This is a genomic window from Geminicoccus roseus DSM 18922, from assembly GCF_000427665.1.
GTDB classification, from domain to species: domain Bacteria; phylum Pseudomonadota; class Alphaproteobacteria; order Geminicoccales; family Geminicoccaceae; genus Geminicoccus; species Geminicoccus roseus.
Genome location: NZ_KE386572.1, coordinates 2,910,659 through 2,927,511, shown reverse-complemented (window position 1 = coordinate 2,927,511; position 16,853 = coordinate 2,910,659). Strand labels below are relative to the sequence as shown.

14 protein-coding genes are annotated in these 16,853 nt (G+C 68.6%); 8 read left to right on the top strand and 6 right to left on the bottom strand.

What is annotated here, in order from left to right; all coding sequences use genetic code 11:
• Window positions 1–375: 375 nt before the first annotated feature.
• On the bottom strand, window positions 376–1,398 hold the full coding sequence (locus GEMRO_RS0114640) for an aldo/keto reductase (protein ID WP_027134584.1): 1,023 nt from the start codon (window positions 1,396–1,398) through the stop codon (window positions 376–378).
• Between the two features lie 122 nt (window positions 1,399–1,520).
• On the opposite strand from GEMRO_RS0114640, the gene ltnD reads away from it, so the two are divergent.
• The 3 genes from ltnD (at window position 1,521) to GEMRO_RS0114625 (ending at window position 4,335) form a co-directional block, all read left to right on the top strand.
• On the top strand, window positions 1,521–2,441 hold the full coding sequence (gene ltnD / locus GEMRO_RS34265) for an L-threonate dehydrogenase (RefSeq protein ID WP_051329087.1): 921 nt from the start codon (window positions 1,521–1,523) through the stop codon (window positions 2,439–2,441).
• 39 nt (window positions 2,442–2,480) lie between these two features.
• Window positions 2,481–3,269 carry an endonuclease/exonuclease/phosphatase family protein gene (locus GEMRO_RS34260; protein WP_027134582.1) on the top strand — a complete coding sequence of 263 codons (789 nt, stop codon included), beginning with the start codon at window positions 2,481–2,483 and terminating at the stop codon, window positions 3,267–3,269.
• Window positions 3,270–3,336: 67 nt separating this feature from the next.
• Window positions 3,337–4,335 (top strand): lysylphosphatidylglycerol synthase domain-containing protein, encoded by a 999-nt coding sequence (locus GEMRO_RS0114625; protein ID WP_084506993.1) that lies wholly within the window; start codon window positions 3,337–3,339, stop codon window positions 4,333–4,335.
• A 15-nt stretch (window positions 4,336–4,350) separates the two neighbouring features.
• On the opposite strand, the gene GEMRO_RS29830 is transcribed toward GEMRO_RS0114625, so the two are convergent.
• The 5 genes from GEMRO_RS29830 to GEMRO_RS0114600 all read right to left on the bottom strand — a co-directional run bounded on the left by GEMRO_RS29830 (window position 4,351) and on the right by GEMRO_RS0114600 (window position 10,555).
• Window positions 4,351–5,844 (bottom strand): phospholipase D-like domain-containing protein, encoded by a 1,494-nt coding sequence (locus GEMRO_RS29830; protein ID WP_084507799.1) that lies wholly within the window; start codon window positions 5,842–5,844, stop codon window positions 4,351–4,353.
• Between the two features lie 73 nt (window positions 5,845–5,917).
• Entirely contained in the window at window positions 5,918–6,613 is a 696-nt protein-coding gene (locus tag GEMRO_RS29825) for a DUF6064 family protein (protein ID WP_035485359.1), read from the bottom strand.
• The gene (locus GEMRO_RS0114610) at window positions 6,613–7,533 is read right to left on the bottom strand and encodes an aldo/keto reductase (protein WP_027134580.1); all 921 of its coding nucleotides are present in this window, start codon (window positions 7,531–7,533) and stop codon (window positions 6,613–6,615) included. Before GEMRO_RS0114610 ends, GEMRO_RS29825 begins: the two co-directional genes overlap by 1 nt.
• A gap of 26 nt (window positions 7,534–7,559) precedes the next feature.
• Window positions 7,560–10,100: an NAD-dependent epimerase/dehydratase family protein gene (locus GEMRO_RS0114605; protein ID WP_027134579.1), complete on the bottom strand. Its 2,541-nt coding sequence runs from the start codon at window positions 10,098–10,100 to the stop codon at window positions 7,560–7,562.
• A 221-nt stretch (window positions 10,101–10,321) separates the two neighbouring features.
• A complete protein-coding gene (locus GEMRO_RS0114600; RefSeq protein ID WP_027134578.1) occupies window positions 10,322–10,555 on the bottom strand; it encodes a hypothetical protein in 234 nt (77 codons plus the stop codon).
• Between the two features lie 350 nt (window positions 10,556–10,905).
• Between GEMRO_RS0114600 and GEMRO_RS32755 the strand changes: the two genes are divergently transcribed.
• The 5 genes from GEMRO_RS32755 (at window position 10,906) to GEMRO_RS29815 (ending at window position 16,833) form a co-directional block, all read left to right on the top strand.
• Window positions 10,906–11,760 carry a hypothetical protein gene (locus GEMRO_RS32755; RefSeq protein WP_157505597.1) on the top strand — a complete coding sequence of 285 codons (855 nt, stop codon included), beginning with the start codon at window positions 10,906–10,908 and terminating at the stop codon, window positions 11,758–11,760.
• Entirely contained in the window at window positions 11,757–12,143 is a 387-nt protein-coding gene (locus GEMRO_RS0114590) for a phage holin family protein (RefSeq protein WP_027134577.1), read from the top strand. Before GEMRO_RS32755 ends, GEMRO_RS0114590 begins: the two co-directional genes overlap by 4 nt.
• Complete coding sequence (locus tag GEMRO_RS0114585; protein WP_027134576.1) at window positions 12,140–13,483, top strand: DUF3618 domain-containing protein; 1,344 nt, start codon at window positions 12,140–12,142, stop codon at window positions 13,481–13,483. The genes GEMRO_RS0114590 and GEMRO_RS0114585 overlap by 4 nt, the downstream gene beginning before the upstream one ends.
• A gap of 201 nt (window positions 13,484–13,684) precedes the next feature.
• A complete protein-coding gene (locus GEMRO_RS0114580; protein ID WP_027134575.1) occupies window positions 13,685–14,791 on the top strand; it encodes an NAD-dependent epimerase/dehydratase family protein in 1,107 nt (368 codons plus the stop codon).
• Window positions 14,788–16,833 (top strand): NAD-dependent epimerase/dehydratase family protein, encoded by a 2,046-nt coding sequence (locus GEMRO_RS29815; RefSeq protein WP_051329085.1) that lies wholly within the window; start codon window positions 14,788–14,790, stop codon window positions 16,831–16,833. Before GEMRO_RS0114580 ends, GEMRO_RS29815 begins: the two co-directional genes overlap by 4 nt.
• Window positions 16,834–16,853 lie beyond the last annotated feature (20 nt).

The following is a 16,853-nucleotide window of genomic DNA, read 5'->3' as shown; positions in this document are numbered from 1 at the left end:
ACCTGCCGCAAGCCGTCTGCATCCGGCCAGGTCCGACCGCCTCAGCCCCAAGCATCACCGTTTTGCACGAACGAACCCGAGCCAGACGCGATCACCCCGGCTCTCCAGGCAGCCGCACGCCCAGCCTCCGCCAAAACGGCACCCCGCAACACCCAGAACTGGCTTTTTGCAGAAACGAACCCGAGCGCCGGGCCTTACCCTGCCCGATCCCGCCCGCACCGGCCGAAACAGCCCCAGGACATCGCCATGCGGCACCAACGAACCCAAGCCGGGCGCGGCCGCCCCTCCCCGCGGGAAAGGCGGCCGCCGCAGGCCGGACGAGGCGATGCTCGGCACGCCCCGCACCGGCTTTTTGCACGAACGAACCCGGGCGGGTCAGCCGGGGACCGGGCAGCCCTCGCGCAGCAGGCCCTCGTGGCGCAGCTCGTCCCACAGCGCCGCCGGGATCTGCTGGGTCATCAGCCGGGTGTTGGCCTGGACCTCCTCCGGCTTCACCGCACCCGGGATGATCGAGGCGACCTCCTTCAGGCCCAGCGGGAACTGGATCGCGGCCGCCGCCAGCGGAACGTCGTGGCGCTGGCAGATCGTCTCAATCTTCCGCACCCGCTCCAGGATCTCCGGGGGCGCCGGCTTGTAGTTGTACTTGGCCCCCGGCACCGGGCCGGTGGCGAGGATGCCGGAATTGAACGGGCCGCCCAGCAGGAAGCTGAACTTCTTCTGCCGGGCCAGCGGCATCAGGTCGTCCAGCCCGTCCTGCTCCAGCAGCGTGTAGCGCCCGGCCAGCAGGAACACGTCCGGGTCGGCGTCGGTCGCCAGCCGCCGGCACGGCTCGATCTCGTTGACGCCCATGCCGATCGCCTTGACCACGCCCTGCGCGCGCAGCTCGGCCAGCGCCTTGTAGGAGCCTTCCAGCGCCTGGCGGTAGCGCTCCTCGTAGGCTTCCCGGCTGCCATGGGTCCAGATGTCGACGTCGTGGATGAACAGGATGTCGATCCGCTCCACGCCCAGGCGCTGCAGGCTGTGCTCGACCTCGCGGAAGGTGCCGTCATAGGAATAGTCGTAGACCGGCTGCATGTTCAGCCCGCCGACCCACTGGCCCCGGTCGATCTGCTCGGGCGGGGTCGGCTTCAGCCAGCGGCCGACCTTGGTGGACAGCACGTAGCTGTCGCGCGGCTGCTGGCGCAGCACGTGGCCGACCCGATGCTCGGACAGGCCGTAGCCGTACAGGGGGGCAGTGTCGATCAGCCGGCAGCCCGTGTCGTAGGCGGCCTGCACCGTGGCCAGCGCCCGGTCCTCGGGGATCTTCTCGTAGATGTCCCCGAGCGGTGCGGACCCGAACCCAAGCACCGGCACCTGCAGGCCGGTGGTCCCGATCTCGCGCGTGGCGAGTGCCGTCATCATCGTCTCCCTGTTGAGCGGGCGGCGATCCTAGAGCGGCGTTCGGCGAAGCGTAAGCACCGCCCGCCGCCCCGCCCCTGGCGGGCCGGCCGCGCAAACAGCGCAACCGTCTTGTCTCGCCCATGCCCGCGGCGCAGGTATGGGGCAGACCACAGGGAGAACCACCGGTGCAGCTAGGCGTGATCGGCCTCGGATCCATGGGCGGCGGCATGGCCCGCTCCGCGGCGAAGGCAGGACTGTCGGTGCGCGGCTACGATGTCCGCCCCACCGCCCTCGACGGCGTGACCGCCGCCGGCTCCCCGGCCGAGGCCGCCGAAGCCGCCGACATCCTGCTGGTCATGGTGGTGAACGCGAAGCAGCTGGAGGACGCGCTGTTCGGAACGAACGGCGCCCTGTCCGCCCTGCCGAAGGGCGCCGTGGTGGTGTCCAGCGCCACCATCCCCACCGCCGATGCCGAGCGGGTTGGCACGCGGGTCGAGCAGGGCGGCCATCTCTACCTGGACGCGCCGGTCTCCGGGGGCTCCGCCCGGGCCGGCACCGGCGAGCTGACCTTCATGGCGTCAGGGAGCGACGCGGCGTTCGCCAAGGCCCAGCCGATGCTGGACGCCTGCGCCGCGAAAGTGTTCCGCCTGGGCCCCAAGATCGGCACCGGCTCCACGGTCAAGACCGTGCACCAGCTCCTGGCTGGGGTGCACATCGCCGCTGCCGCCGAGGCGATGGCGCTGGGCGTGCGCGCCGGCGCCGATGCGCGCGAGCTGTTCGAGGTGATCAGCAACGCCGCCGGGCGCTCCTGGATGTTCGAGAACCGCGTGCCGCACATGCTGGAGCGCGACTTCACCCCGCATTCCGCGGTCGAGATCTTCGTCAAGGATCTGGGCCTGGTTTTGGACACCGGCCGCGACCTGCGCTTTCCGCTCCCGATCGCCGCCTCGGCGCACCAGCAGTTCCTGGCGGCCGCCGCCGCGGGTCTCGGCGGCGAGGACGATTCCGCGGTGGTGAAGGTCTACGAACAGTTGGCCGGGATCGAGGTGAAGGGAAGCTGACCGGCCGGGCTCGGATCTTTTCGCAGCGGAGCAGAATTCTTGCCGTCCATCGTCACCTACAACGTCCATGGCTGCCTGGGCGTCGACCGCAAGCTCTCGCCGGAGCGGATCGCCGACGTCCTGGCGGCGCTGGAGCCAGACATCGTGGCGCTGCAGGAGCTGGATGTCGGCCGGATGCGCAGCGGCGGGATCGACCAGGCCCATGCGATCGCCCAGCGGCTCGGCATGAAGATGCATTTCCACCCGGCCGTGTCGGTGCTGGAGGAGCATTACGGCGACGCGATCCTGACCGCCTTGCCGGTGCGCCTGGTCAAGGCCGGCCCGCTGCCCGGCCTGACCGCGCGCCCGCTGCTGGAACCGCGCGGCGCGCTCTGGGTGGAGGTCGACCTGGAGGGCCACCGGCTCCAGGTGCTCAACACCCATCTGGGCCTGATCGGCCGGGAGCGCGTCGCCCAGGTCGACGCCCTGCTGGGCCCGGACTGGCTGGGCCATCCGGACTGCCGCGAGCCGGTGATCCTGACCGGCGACTTCAACGCCCCGCCGCCGACCGCCGCCTACCGGCGGCTGCGCGCGCGCCTGGGCGAGGCGCAGAACGGGCAGCCGGGCCGCCGCCAGGCGACCTTCCCCGGCCGCTTCCCCCTGCTCTGCCTGGACCATGTCTTCCACGCCGGCCCGATCGCCATCGACCGGGCCCGGACGATCCGCACGCCCCTGGCCAGGATCGCTTCCGACCATCTGCCCCTGGCCGTCGACTTCCGCATCACCGCCGCCCCCGCCCTGCCGCGGGACGCACATGCCCTTGGAGCCATCGACGCCCTGTCCCGTTGATGGAACAGGCGACCGTGACGGCACGGTGGCCGTTGTGCGACCGGCTTTACGGTGGATGGGCGCGCCGATGCAGTCTTCGACAGCCACGCTGGACGACCGGGAGGCCCCGCCCGACCGTCAGGGCACCAGTTCCAGGAAGCGGTGGATCACCGCCGGCGTCACCGTCGCGGCGCTGAGCCTGGCGTCCTTCCTGCTCTACCGGACCTTCTCCAAGTTCACCTGGGACGAGCTGGTCTCCTCGGTCGCCGAGGTGCCCACTACCCACCTGCTCTGGGCGGCGGCCGCGGCGGCGGCCAGCTATGTCTGCCTCACCGGCTTCGACTGGATGGCGGTCCGCTATGCCGGCCACCGGCTGCCCTATCGCAAGGTGGCGCTGACCTCGTTCCTCGCCCTCTCCATCGGCCACACCGTCGGCATGGCCGCCTTCAGCAGCGGCATGATCCGCTACCGCTTCTATTCCCGCTGGGGCCTGAGCACCGAGGAGGTCGCCAAGGTCGTCCTGTTCTGCGGCGTCACGGTCGGCATCGGCATGATCACCCTGGGCGGCGCCGGCCTCCTGGTCCGCCCGGACCTGGGCGAGCGGATCACCGGCTTCAGCCAGACCTGGATGATGGCGCTGGGAGCGGCCTGCCTGGTCGCGGCCGCCGGCTACCTGGCGCTCGCCGCCTATGTGCGCCGGCCGCTGCATCTGTGGAGATGGTCGTTCCAGATGCCGAGCTTCCGCCTGGCGATCGGCCAGGTGGTGATCGGCACCCTGAACTTCACCCTGGTCGCCGCCTGCCTGCACCAGGCGCTCTCGGCGGTCAGCGACATGCCCTATCTGGGCGTGGCGGCCATCTTCGTGATCGCCAACATCACCACGATGATCTCGCATGTCCCGGGCGGCCTGGGCGTGATCGAGAGCGTCGTGCTCTACCTGATGCCCGGCGACGGGGTCATCGGCGGCCTGATCGCGTTCCGCTGCATCTATTTCTTCATTCCCCTGGCGATCGGCGGGGTCTCGTTCGCGCTGACCGAGATCGCCCTGCGCGCCCGGGGCCACCCGTCCCGCCGCCGCACGGCCTGAGGCTCTTCCCCCGGTTCAGGAGGGCGCCAGCTTCGGCGGCTGGCCCTTCTTCCTGCCGCCCCACCACCACCGCTCGCTCAGCGGCTCCTTCGGGTCGAGCAGCCCGGTGCCGAACACCGGCCCGGTCGGCCCCTTGGGCTTCACCGTGGTGAAGTCGTGCAGGCCAGTGCCGCCTTTGCCTAGGGCCCGGATCGCCGCGATGGTGGAGCCCAGGCGCCTGGTGGTCTCGGCCAGTTCGTCCGGGCTGACATGCAGGTGGCCGGCCAGCAACTCGCGCCGCAGCCGGGCGATGACCTCGCGCTGCTGGTCGGTGGAGGCCTCGATCGCCAGGTCGCACTCGGTGTCGAGCCCGACCGAGCGGTTGTTGAGATTGGCCGAGCCCACCCGGAGGAACTGGTCGTCGACGATCAGCAGCTTGGCGTGGATCAGGATCTCCACGTCGCCCTTCGGGGACGGGCTGACCGTATGGTAGCCGCCAAAGCGCTTGTACCGGTCGGCCTGCATCAGCCGGCGCAGCACCCGGTCGCGATTGCGGCCCATGATGAACTGCTCGAACTTGCCCGGCAGCACCCGGCTCATCAGGACGACCACCTCCGGCCCGTCCGGCCGCTGGAGGCTCTCCGCCAGCCGCTCGGCCACCTCGAAATTGGCGAAGTACTGCGCCTCGATATAGATGCAGCGCTTGGCGGCCGAGATCGCATCCAGGGTCAGCGTGCCGATCTCGTGGACGGGCGGGTGGGTCCGCCAGACCGGCAGGGTCCGGGCAACCGCGACGTCGGTGTCGACGAAATGGGGCACCAGGCCGTCCGGCCAGCGCGTGCCCGCAGCCGCCACCGGCGGCAGTTCCTCGTCCAGCGCGCGCTTCCAGCGCGTCTTCGCCACCTCCGCCACCGCCCGCGCCGCGTCGCCCTCCACGATCATCTGCATGTCGTGAACCGGCTCGTAGTCGTGGCCGTCCGGGTCGATGCGCCGGTGGTCGCCCGCCTTGTGCCGCCAGGTGTCCCAGCGCTTCACCGTCAGGTCGATGCCGCCCACGAACGCGACCTGGTCGTCCACGCACACGATCTTCTGGTGGTGCGCGGCGTAGATCGGATGCTCGTGGTCCAGCCGCACCGTGATGCGGGGATGTTCCTGCCAGTCCGGGTTGATCAGGAGCTCGGTGGTGGCGCTGGGCCCGTGGACCACTGCCAGGCTCCAGACCAGGATCCGGACATGCAGGTCCGGCCGCGTCTCGACCAGCTCGCGCAGCATCGGCCCGAGCGGCAGGCAGACCCGATCCTCCGGGCAGAGATGGATCCGGCCGTCGAAGTCCCAGCCGATGATCAGGATCGACCGCTCCGCCTGCCGGAACGCCTGCTCGAGCCTGGCGAAATAGGTCGCGGCATCCGGCAGCAGGGAAGCTCTGGACGCCTTCGCGATGCGCCAGCAATTGCGCCCCGGCTTCAGGATGCCGGCAGCCGGCTCATTGCGGGCTTCGGCCACTGCCGGCCGCTCGGCTTCCTCGGTCATCACCATCCTCGACATCCCAGAGACCAACGCCAGGGTTCATAGCAGGATACGCATCCGCCGGGGACCAAACCCATCAGTCCCCCACACCCAGGTGCCGCAGCGCGGCGCCGGCCGGCTCGGTCCGCCATGCTGCGGCGATGGCAAGAAGCAGCGCCAACATAGCGAATCCCGGCGCCACCCAGGCATCGGGCGCTTCCATGGCTGCCAGCGTCGCCCCCGCGGCGGCGCACCACAGGAGAGGGATCGGCATGGCGAGCCAGCGCCAGCGCCCCCGCGCGGCGACGAGAGTTCCAAGGGTCACCATCGCCGTCGCATCCGGCGTCGCCCCGAACAGATCGATCTGCGCCCAGTCGCGGCCGGCCAGCGGTGCTGCCAGCGGCGCCGCCAGCAGCGCGGCCAGCACCAGGCCGATCCCGGCCCGGCGTGGCCATCCCGCCGCTCCGCTCCAGCTGCCCGTGGCTGCCAGCACCAGGAGCAGCAGCGCCTCCGCACCGAACGCCAGCGCGCCATGGTCGGCGGCCCAGTTGATGGTCGCATAGCGAAGGTGAAACCAGCTCCATGCCACCCATGCCCAGGCGATCGCCAGCAGCACCGGCACCGCCCAGGGCCAGCGCCACCGCCACATCAGGGCGACGATCACGGCTCCGGCCAGCACCGCCAGGACCTGCGCCGGCCAGATCGCCTCGTGATGGATCGTCACCAGGCGGAAGTAGGTCCGCGACGAGAACAGCAGGAAGTCTTCCAGGCGGTAGGAGGCCCCACCTTCCATCACATTGCCTCGACATGCGCCACCATCCGCCGGCGCAGGTCCGCGTCCGGCAGCCGTCCCCGGGCGGCGCCCATGTTCTCCAGCACATGGTCGACCCGAGTGGTGGCAGGGATGGCGCAGGTCACCGCCGGGTGCGAGACGATGAACTTGAGCAGGATCTGGGCCCAGTTGGCGCAGTCGATCTCGCCCGCCCAGTCCGGCAGCGGCTGGTCCTGGATCGACCGGATCAGCACGCCCTGGCGGAACGGCCGGTTCACGATCACGGCGATGCCGCGCTCCTGCGCCAAAGGCAGGATGGTCTCCTCCACCTCGCGGTCCAGGACGTTGTAAGTGACCTGGACGAAGTCGAGCGGCTCGGTCTGCATCACCCGGACGAACTCGTCATGGCGCCGCCCCTCGGAGGTGGTGATGCCGACATAGCGCAGCCGGCCGTCCGCCTTCATCGCCTGGAGGGTCTCCAGATGGTCCTGCCAGTTGCGCAGGTTGTGGACCTGCATCAGGTCGAACCCTTCCACGCGCCAGTGCTGCCGCGACTCCTCGATCTGCGGGGGACCGTCCTCCCCTGAGGAGATCCAGACCTTGTCGGCGGCGAACACGTCGCTGGTCCGGCCGAGCTTCTCCAGCCCGTACCCGATCACTGCCTGCGAGGAGCCGTACATCGGCGACGAGTCGATCATCCGGCCGCCAGCCTGGAAGAACGCCTCCATCACCTCGGCGCACTCGTCGCGCAGCACCGGGTCCTCGCCGACATTGAAGGTGATCCAGCTGCCAAGCCCCACCGCCGGGACCTGTTCGCCGGAAGAAGGGATCGCCCTAGTCGATGCCGGCGCTTGCTGCGCCCGCCCGAGGACCGGCAGACCGAGGCAGCCGGCGGCGACGCCGCCGAGCGTCCCCAGGATCCGGCGCCGGGTCGCCTGCATTGCCGTTCTCACCGCTTGTTTTCCGCTCACACGATGAAGTGGTTCCAGCCGCCATACTCCTCTTCGCTGCGCTTGCCACGGGGCAGGCTCAGCCCGATCAGCAGGACGCCCAGCACGACCGCGCCCACCTGGTCCACCAGGCCGGCACTGCCGAGCAGGAAGGGCGACGCCGCGACCCAGGCACCGATCGCCACGTTGGCGAAGCGAAGGGCACGGGCAATCTCGGCCATGGCGGTGATCGCGATGGTGAAGGCGAGGCAGCCGGCGATGTGGTGGCTGTAGTAGAGCGCGCCCTCCGTGCCGAGGATCAGCGGCGTCGCCATCAGCGCCACCGACACGGCCACCGAGGCGGCCAGGGCCCAGGGATAGTTCACCCCGCCGGTCACAAAATCGCCGACCAGCCGGCTGAACGGCTGGTTGATGGCCGGGGTCGTGTCCCGGTCGTCGGCGAGCGCCGGGCCGCCGTGCAGCAGGGTCTGCCAAAACGGTCGCCCAGCCCGCTTGCTGCGGATCAGGAACTGCGTGCTCGCCAGGACCTCGTCGACCGAATAGGGGATCAGGATCACCGTGACCACTGCCTGCATCAGGCAGAGCGTGCACAGGGCGCCGATCACGGTCGGCTGCAGGATGATGAAGGTCAGGCTCACCGCGCCCAGCGGGATGATCAGCAAGCCGAACAGGAGCACGAGCCACGGCATGGTCCGCCAGCGGCGACGGTCTCCGGACGATCCGGTGACGATGTCGAGGATGTAGGCCACCGCCCCGAAGCCGGCATCGGGAATGAAGAAGGCTTTGGAGACCGAGGAGGTGATCACGGCTGCCGTGCCATTGGCCGTGTCGCTTGGGCCGGGACCGAAGATCGGGTCCCAGACGCTGTCGATGTGGCCAAGCTGGTAGGCGGCCAGATAGCGGGAAACGAAGAAGCCAATGAAGGCCAGCGCCACGATCGGCGCGCGCTGGGTGTAGCTGGACGGCGAGTAGGACCAGCCGAGTGGCCGGTCGCCCTCGGTCGCCAGCGCCTCGCGCCCGATCCCCGGCGGGGGCGCCAGGATCACCGACAGGGTGATCACCAGCATGCCCACCATGGTGTCGATCGTGTAGGCCGCGGCACTGGTCGTCCAGAACAGCAGCGGCGCGAACAGCAGCCAGCAGCCGATCGCGGCCAGCACCCAGGCTGCCCAGCCCTTTCCCCGCCTCATGGCGATGGCGGCGAACAGCATGATCGCCAGGCCGCTCAGGATCTCGCTGATGCCGAGCCAGCTGTTGCGCAGGGTGGCATCCGCGATCTCGTGGCCGAGCGCCGGCGGCGGCGCGATGGCGCCCACCTGATCGAACAGGCCGTGCAGGAAGGGCGAAACGGCCAGCCAGAGCCCCAGCGCCATGTTGACCAGATGGCACCAGTTCCTGGACTGGCGCCGGTCCTCCCGCGCGTCCCAGGCTGCCTGCAGCTTGGCCTCCGACAGGTCGTCCAGTTCCTCGACGGCCTCCTCGATGACCTGATCGGCCGCGGCGACCGTGGAAGGATCCAGCTTGTTGCGCTCGTACCAGCCGGGCGGGTCCGCCTTCAGCCGCGCCACCATCTCCGGAAGCGTCTCCAGCAGGTCGCGCTGGGGGCGCCAGCCGAGCAGCCGCTTGGCCCGCGAGATGTCGAGCTCGTAGTGGTCCTCGGACATCGAGACCATCCACGGCTTGATGTAGCTGTCCTCGTCCAGGACGTCGGTCTGCACCCAGGTGCCGGCCTGGGCCAGGGGCTTGGGAATGGAGAAGGTCTTCCAGTCCTCGCCGTGGATCAGCTTGCCCAGCCGGCGCTGCATCTCCCGGTAGGTTGGGGTTGTCTCCTCCCCCAGCAGGAAAGCGGTCTCGTCCGGCAGCTCCTTCCGGCGCTCCACGATCCGCCAGACGGCCTCGACGAAGTCGTCCACATGCAGGTAGGGCTGGCCGCGATCCAGGTCGCCGGCAAAGAGGTAAGCGGTGGGCAGCCGCTCGTAGATCCGCGCAATCTGCTGGGCCACGAATGCGGCGCTGCAGTCGTCGTCATAGACGCCGGCCGGTCGCAGCACGACGGTCGGCATGTCGTCTCGCTCTTCAGCCAGAACCTTCTCGGTCTCGGCTTTCGACTGGGGATAGGCCCAGGCCGGATCGACGGGGTGCTGCTCGTCGATCTTGGTGCCCGGTTCGGCGGGCGCATGGACCAGCAGGGTGCTGGCGAACACGAACTGCCCGGTCGGGCCGTCGCGGAGCGCCCGGACCAGCCGCCGCGTCCCCTCGACGGTCACCTTCTGGTAAAGCGGGTGGTCGTCGCCGCTGATGTCGTAATAGGCGGCCAGATGCACCACCGAGGCGATCGGGCCGCCGCTCATCTGGCGCGCCCGGGCGATCGCATCGCGCACGCTTTCGTCCGACGTGAGGTCGAACTCCAGCGTCTCCATCCCCTCCGCGGCTTGCTCGGGCACGCTGAGGTCCAGGCCGATCACCCGGTAGCTCTTGCTCAGGCGCCGGGCGAGAGCCTGCCCGAGGAAGCCGTTGCTCCCCGTGATGAGCACCGTCTCACGTGCTTCCGCCATCATCCGTCCACGACCGATCTAGTTCAGTTTATCGCAAACTTGGCGTGGAACCGCGGGTTCCGGAGAGAGCCGATGATCGTGGCGATCAGACGGAGCCCTCCAGCCACCAGACGCGTCCAGGACAGCAAGGTCCAGAAACGAGAAGGACCGCCCGCATGCATCGCACACGGACGGTCCTTGTCAGGCTGGTGGACTTGCCAGCTAGCCTATCCGGCTGCGCCAGATCACTGAACCTCATCACCACCCTGCAGGGTGGAGGAGCCCGGCTTTGGATCACGTCGATCGGCCGAGTCCTTCACCTGCTGGCTGAGAGGATTCTCCCCGGCCCTGTCCGGAAGCTTCTCGCTGGCAGGAACGGCTTTGTCGACGGAATGCTGAAGACCGCTGTCCGGCCGGTTCCCGCTTCCGCCTCCCTTGGAGGTGCCATCATCGGCGGTCTGATCGATGCGGTTCGCCATCTTGGGCTTCCTCGTCGTCATGGATGAACAGTTCAACCCTCCGTCCCCTGCGCGGTTCCGACGCTCAGCGGGCCCCTACCTGCCGTTCGGATAACTTCTGGGCGCTTGCCAGATCACGTTGGAACTTTGGTGCAGGTCATCTCGTTGAGGTGGCACAGGCTTGAACACGCAGTCTCGAGGCGGCGTGTTCCGTTCATAAGATTTCTGCGCTGGTTGGTATTCGGAGTGAACCAGGTTTCTAGCGGCCCATGTCGCGTCAACGAACCCTCACATCCTGCCGATCATGCGCGGTGACCTCCTCGGACGGATCAGAAAGCCCTCCAGAATGCGGCAACCACAGAGGTGATGCCATGACGACGGGCTCGACGGACTACCGATCGAATCCCACCCTGTCCTCGACCTCGGCCAATTCTCCTGGTGCAGGTCCCCGCTCGACCACCGACGAGAACCGGGACAAGGCGGCTCATGCGGCCAGGAACACGTTGGACACTGCCAAGGCCGAGGCATCGAACCTGGGGCATACCGCCAGGGCGGAAGCAGAGGGCCTGGGACACGACCTGAAGAGGCAGGGCGAAGAGCTGGCCGGTGTCGCACGTGAGCGTGCCGAGGGCTTCGCCGATGAGCAGAAGACGGCTGGCGCCGACCAGATCGGCGGCATCGCCCGTGCGGCCAACAAGGCGGCCGAGGAACTGCAGGACACCTCGCCCCTCCTTGCCGGCTATGTCCGGGACGCGGCTTCCGCCGCCGACGAATTCGCTGGGTCGCTGCGCAACCGGAACCTCGGCGAGATCCTCGACGACGTGACCAACTATGCTCGCCGCGAGCCGGTCGTGTTCTTCGGGATCACGGTGGCTGCCGGCTTTGCGCTTTCGCGCTTCCTGAAGAGTTCGGCGGAACGCCAGGGCGCCAGCTATGACTCCCGCCGCGGCTATGGCAGCTACGGCGGCGGCCACGGCACTGATGCCCGCTGGTCGAGCTATGGCGGATCGGCCGACCGCACGACGCCGGTCGCCTCGACCCACTCCACGCCCATGGAGTATCCGACCGGCCGTACCGGCACGACCGATCCGATGCATGGTTCGTCGAGCGCATCCTCGACGAGCACCACGTCTTCCAGCCAGCTCGGCTCGTCGGCCGGCAACCCCGCCACCAAGCCGGGCGCCCCGGCCACCAGCTCGACCAAGGTCGGAGGGCCCAACGGATGATGCAGGACCGTTCCGTACCCGCGCTGTTCTCGGACCTGATCGAGAACGTCACTACGCTGTTCCGCAAGGAAGTGCAGCTCGCCAAGACCGAGCTGTCCGAGAAGGCCAGCCAGGTCGGCACGGCCTCGGCATCGGTCGGTATCGGCGGCGTCGTGCTGCTCGCCGCGCTGATCTTCCTGCTGCACGCCGTGGTCGCATGGCTCGCCGTGGCCGGCATCCCGCCCCACTGGGGCTTCCTGATCGTGGGCGTGGTCGTAGCGATCATCGGCTACGTCGCCCTCCAGAAGGGCATCAGCAACCTCAAGGCAGCCCAGCTGATGCCGAGTCGAACCGTCGAGCAGCTGCAGCGTGACGCGGCTGTCGCCAAGGAGCAGGTGCGATGAACAGCCACCACGAGAAGACCAGCGACGAGATCGAACGCGAAGTCGAGGCCAGCCGCGCCAATGTCCAGGACACGCTGCGGGCGCTGAGCGACCGCATGTCGCCCGGCCAACTGGTCGACCAGGCATTCGACTATATGAAGAACTCGGGCGGCAACGAGTTCGCCCACAATCTGGGCCGGCAGGTCCGCGACAACCCGCTTCCGCTGCTCCTGGTGGGTGCTGGCATCGGCTGGCTGATGATGGGGGGCCAGCCGGCTGCCCGTCGTCAACTCGGCAGCCACGACCCTTACGGGCACGGGCATGCCACCCCCAATGGCGGTCCTCTGGGGGCGCCGGTCGGCGCATATGGTACCGGGGTCGCCCCGCGTCCGGCGGTCGGGACCACGACTGTCCACACCACGGGCAGCACCGCTTCCTCCACCTCGTCCTCCAGCGGCCCGTCCATGTCCGACCGGGCAAGTGCTGCGTCACACTCGGTGAGGGACGCGGGCAACTCAGCGGCGGGTGCGGTTCGCGGCGCCACCGACCGGGTGACCGGCGGCGTGTCCTCGGCCTATGGCAAGACCAGCGGTGCGGTCTCCAGCGCCTATGGACAGGCGTCCGAAGCGGCATCCAGCACCTATGAAAGTGCCCGTCGCCGCGCCAGCGAAGCCGGCCAAGCCTTCAGCGATGCAGCGGGCGATGCGGCGCACCGTGCAGCCGAGATGGGAGGCAACATGCGCTATGCCACCTCGCGTGCCTCCGGTTACGCGCAGGACCGCTGGAGCCGGATGATCGAGGAGCAGCCTCTGGTGCTGGGCGGCATCGGCCTCGCCATTGGAGCGCTGCTCGGCGCATCGCTGCCGCGCACCCGGATGGAGAACGAGCTGATCGGCGAGACCTCCGACCACTTCAAGGACAGCATCGCCGAGACTGCGTCCGAGCAGTACGAGCATGCCTCCAAGGTCGCGGCGGACACCTACAAAGACGTATCGGATTCCGTGCGCGAGAGCGGCGTCACCGAGAAGGTGACCGATGCGATCACCTCGGCTGCCGACAAGGCCCGTGACACTGCCCGGTCGGCTTCCGACAAGGCGCGTCAGACGATCGACGAGAAGGCCGATCAGGCCAAGGCGAAGGTGGACGAGACCGGCCGCTCCGCGTCGACCTCCAGCACGGGCACCTCTTCGACGACCGGCACTGCCGGCTCATCGACGGGCACCGCCGGAACTTCCACCGGCAGCGGCACCGGTTCCTCCACCGGGACCGCCTGGACCGGCGCTTCGTCCGGCAACAACCCGGGCACCACGTCGACGTCGCCCGGCACCAAGCCGGCGCTGGGTGACCTCGACCGCAACTGATCGCGTCGGATCCTCGTCTGCGGCCACGGGAAGCCGCCGGTTCGGTGTCGAGAAACCGTCCGGCGGCTTTCTTTGTTCCGTGGAGGCAACGGCGGGCGTCCGCAACAGCAGCATCTTTGTCATCTTCCACCGAGGAACAATGCCGTCGGCTAGCAGTTGAATGACTGGACCTTCCCGTCGGCAACAGCGGAGACGATACGCATGGCGGCTTCCTATCTCGTTACTGGAGGGGCCGGCTTCATCGGTCGGTATCTTTGCGAGGATCTCCTCGCGCAAGGTCACCGTGTCCGGGTGCTCGACAGTCTGGTGCCCCAGGTCCATGGCGACACCGAGCCGCTGCTGCCGTCCGACATCGAGTTCATGGAAGGCGATGTGCGTGATGCCGATCTGGTCCGCCGGGCTCTCTCCGGCGTGGATGGCGTCTTCCATCTCGCCGCCGAGGTAGGCGTTGGCCAGAGCATGTATGAGATCGCCCGCTATGTCGGCGGCAACGACCTCGCGACCGCCGTGCTCCTGGAGAACATGATCGACGAGCCGCATCGCCGCCTGGTGGTGGCCTCCTCGATGAGCGTCTACGGCGAAGGCCTCTACCAGACGATTGATGGCGAGCGGGCGGGTGCCGTGCGCCGCACGCTGCGGGAAGGGTCCACGACCTGGGATCCGGTGGATGCCGAGGGACGGCCGTTGACGCCGCTAGCCACCGACGAGACCAAGCAGGTAGATCTGGCGTCGATCTACGCCCTTACCAAGTATGCGCAGGAGCGGAGCTGCCTGATCACCGGGACAGCCTACGGCATCGAGACGGTGGCGCTTCGCCTGTTCAACGTGTTCGGCCCGGGCCAGGCTTTATCCAATCCCTATACCGGCGTGCTTGCCAATTTCGGGGCGCGCCTCCTGCATCGCCAGGCCCCGATGGTGTTCGAGGACGGGCAGCAAAAGCGCGACTTCGTCCATGTGCGGGACGTCGCGCGCGCCTTCCGGCTGGCGATGGAGAGCACCACCGCGGCCGGCCACGTCATCAATGTCGGCAGCGGGCGTGCCTACACGATCGCGCATGTGGCCGAGATCCTGGCCGACGCGATGGGCGTGCCGGAGCTGAAACCGCAGCTCCTCGGCAAGGCCCGCGCCGGCGACATCCGCCACTGCTTCGCCGACATCTCCAAGGCGCGGGAACTGCTGGGCTTCGTCCCCAGCGGCTATCTCGAGGACTGTCTGGATGAGCTGGCCGGCTGGATCCATGCCCAGGACGCCCAGGATCGAGGCGAGGATGCGCGACGTCAGCTTGAAGCCCGTGGGCTGGTGGCATGAGGGTAGGTCTTCCGCCCGGCACCTCCCCGCGCTTCGGTTTCGTTGAGTGGTTTCGGATCGGTGAGCACGACCGCGTCCTCGAGGCGATCGCCGGCATGCGGGCAACCGGTGCCACCTATCTCAGGACGCATCTTTCCTGGGCCGAGTACCATGCGCCGGGCGGGCAGGAGTGGTACGACTGGCTGATCCCGACCCTGGGGCGCGCGTTCGACCTGCTGCCCTGCGTGCACTACACGCCGCCCTCCCTGTCGCGCACCGGCCAGTCCTCCGGGCCGCCAAAACGGCTGCGCGACTATGCGGATTTCATCGACCACGTGCTGACCCGCTACGGTGAGCACTTCACCCATGTCGAGATCTGGAACGAGCCGAACAACCTGCTCGACTGGGACTGGCGCGAGGATCACGACTGGCTGCTGTTCTGCGAGATGGCCGGGGCAGCCGCCTACTGGATCGAGCAGCGTGGCTGGAAGGCGGTGCTGTGCGGTCCCTCGCCGTTCGATGCCTACTGGCTGGACCTGATGGGCCAGCGCGGCCTGCTCAAGACGGTGTCTGCGGTCGGCTTTCATGGCTTTCCCGGAACCTGGGACAGCGAGGCTGCGAGCTGGCAGGGCTATCATGGCCATCTGGCCGAGATGCGCGCCGTGGTCGACCGCTACAATCCCGATGCGGAGATCTGGATCACCGAGGCGGGCTATGCGACCTGGCGCCATGACGAGGCCCAGCAGGTCGAGCGCTTCCGCGACGTTCTCGCCGCACCGGCTGCCCGGGTCTACTGGTACGGCTGGCAGGACATCCCTCGCGAAGTGCCGGTCCAGGAAGGCGTCTATTTCGATCCCCGTCACTACCACCTGGGCATCAACGATGCGCAAGGACGGCCGAAACTGCTGCGGCGACTGCTGGAGAACAGAGCCGTGAACCAGCTGCCATCGCTGCCGGACCAGATCTCCGCGCCCAGCGTCGCCCGTCCGGCGAGCCCGATCGTGGTGATCGGCGGCGCCGGCTTCATCGGCTCCAACCTGGTGCACGACCTGCTGGTCGAGGGCGAGGAGGTGGTCGTGCTCGACAGCCTCGCCCGGCCCGGCGTGGAACGGAACCTCACCTGGCTGCAACGCAGCAACAACAGCCGCCTGCACACCTGCATCGCCGACATCCGCGACGCGACGATGGTGAACGACGTCGTCCGAAACGCCAAGGCGGTGTTCCATCTGGCAGCCCAGGTCGCGGTCACGTCCAGCCTGGTGGACCCGGTCCACGATTTTGCCGTGAATGCCCAGGGGACGCTCACTGTCCTGGAGGCGGTGCGCAACCACGCGCCCGCCACGCCGGTGATCTTCGCCAGCACCAACAAGGTCTACGGCGCGCTCCAGGACATTCCAGTCTCGGAACGGGGTGGACGGCACCTGCCGGTCGACCCCGCCCTGCGTGCTCATGGCGTCGGTGAGGACCGTCCTCTCGACTTCTGCACGCCCTATGGCTGTTCCAAGGGCGCAGCCGACCAGTATGTCCTGGACTATGGCAAGAGCTTCGGCCTGCGCACCGCCGTCCTGCGGATGAGCTGCATCTACGGCCCCCGCCAGTTCGGCACCGAGGACCAGGGCTGGGTCGCCCACTTCCTGATCAAGGCCCTGAAGGGCGAGCCGATCACGCTTTATGGCGACGGCAGGCAGGTGCGCGACATCCTGCATGTTTCGGACGCCGTGGCTGCCTATCGAAGCGTGCTGGACCGGATCGACCAGGTCGCCGGCAAGGCGTTCAACCTGGGCGGCGGGCCGGCCAACGCCGTGAGCCTGCATGAGGTTCTGGCCGAGATCGCCGCCGTGACCGGGGTGGAAGTTCCTTACGCGACTGAGGCCTGGCGGACCGGCGACCAGCTCTACTTCGTGGCCGACACGCGCAGGCTGACCGAGGCAGTGCAGTGGCGCGCCCGGATCGGCTGGCGGGATGGGCTGCGGGACCTGGCTGCCTGGGTGCAGGCCGAGCTGGGCCTGAAGGCGCCGGGACGGGTGCCGGAGAGAACTGCTCCGCAGAGGATGATCGCATGACGCGGCGCGATCTCGCGGGT

What these genes read in the sequence shown, in the direction of transcription:
- GEMRO_RS0114640 (WP_027134584.1), bottom strand. Translation starts at nt 1,398, where the DNA reads ATGACGGCACTCGCCACGCGCGAGATCGGGACCACCGGCCTGCAGGTG.
- ltnD (WP_051329087.1), top strand. Translation starts at nt 1,521, where the DNA reads ATGCCCGCGGCGCAGGTATGGGGCAGACCACAGGGAGAACCACCGGTG.
- GEMRO_RS0114625 (WP_084506993.1), top strand. Translation starts at nt 3,337, where the DNA reads ATGCAGTCTTCGACAGCCACGCTGGACGACCGGGAGGCCCCGCCCGAC.
- GEMRO_RS29830 (WP_084507799.1), bottom strand. Translation starts at nt 5,844, where the DNA reads ATGACCGAGGAAGCCGAGCGGCCGGCAGTGGCCGAAGCCCGCAATGAG.
- GEMRO_RS29825 (WP_035485359.1), bottom strand. Translation starts at nt 6,613, where the DNA reads ATGGAAGGTGGGGCCTCCTACCGCCTGGAAGACTTCCTGCTGTTCTCG.
- GEMRO_RS0114610 (WP_027134580.1), bottom strand. Translation starts at nt 7,533, where the DNA reads ATGCAGGCGACCCGGCGCCGGATCCTGGGGACGCTCGGCGGCGTCGCC.
- GEMRO_RS0114605 (WP_027134579.1), bottom strand. Translation starts at nt 10,100, where the DNA reads ATGATGGCGGAAGCACGTGAGACGGTGCTCATCACGGGGAGCAACGGC.
- GEMRO_RS0114600 (WP_027134578.1), bottom strand. Translation starts at nt 10,555, where the DNA reads ATGGCGAACCGCATCGATCAGACCGCCGATGATGGCACCTCCAAGGGA.
- GEMRO_RS32755 (WP_157505597.1), top strand. Translation starts at nt 10,906, where the DNA reads ATGACGACGGGCTCGACGGACTACCGATCGAATCCCACCCTGTCCTCG.
- GEMRO_RS0114590 (WP_027134577.1), top strand. Translation starts at nt 11,757, where the DNA reads ATGATGCAGGACCGTTCCGTACCCGCGCTGTTCTCGGACCTGATCGAG.
- GEMRO_RS0114585 (WP_027134576.1), top strand. Translation starts at nt 12,140, where the DNA reads ATGAACAGCCACCACGAGAAGACCAGCGACGAGATCGAACGCGAAGTC.
- GEMRO_RS0114580 (WP_027134575.1), top strand. Translation starts at nt 13,685, where the DNA reads ATGGCGGCTTCCTATCTCGTTACTGGAGGGGCCGGCTTCATCGGTCGG.
- GEMRO_RS29815 (WP_051329085.1), top strand. Translation starts at nt 14,788, where the DNA reads ATGAGGGTAGGTCTTCCGCCCGGCACCTCCCCGCGCTTCGGTTTCGTT.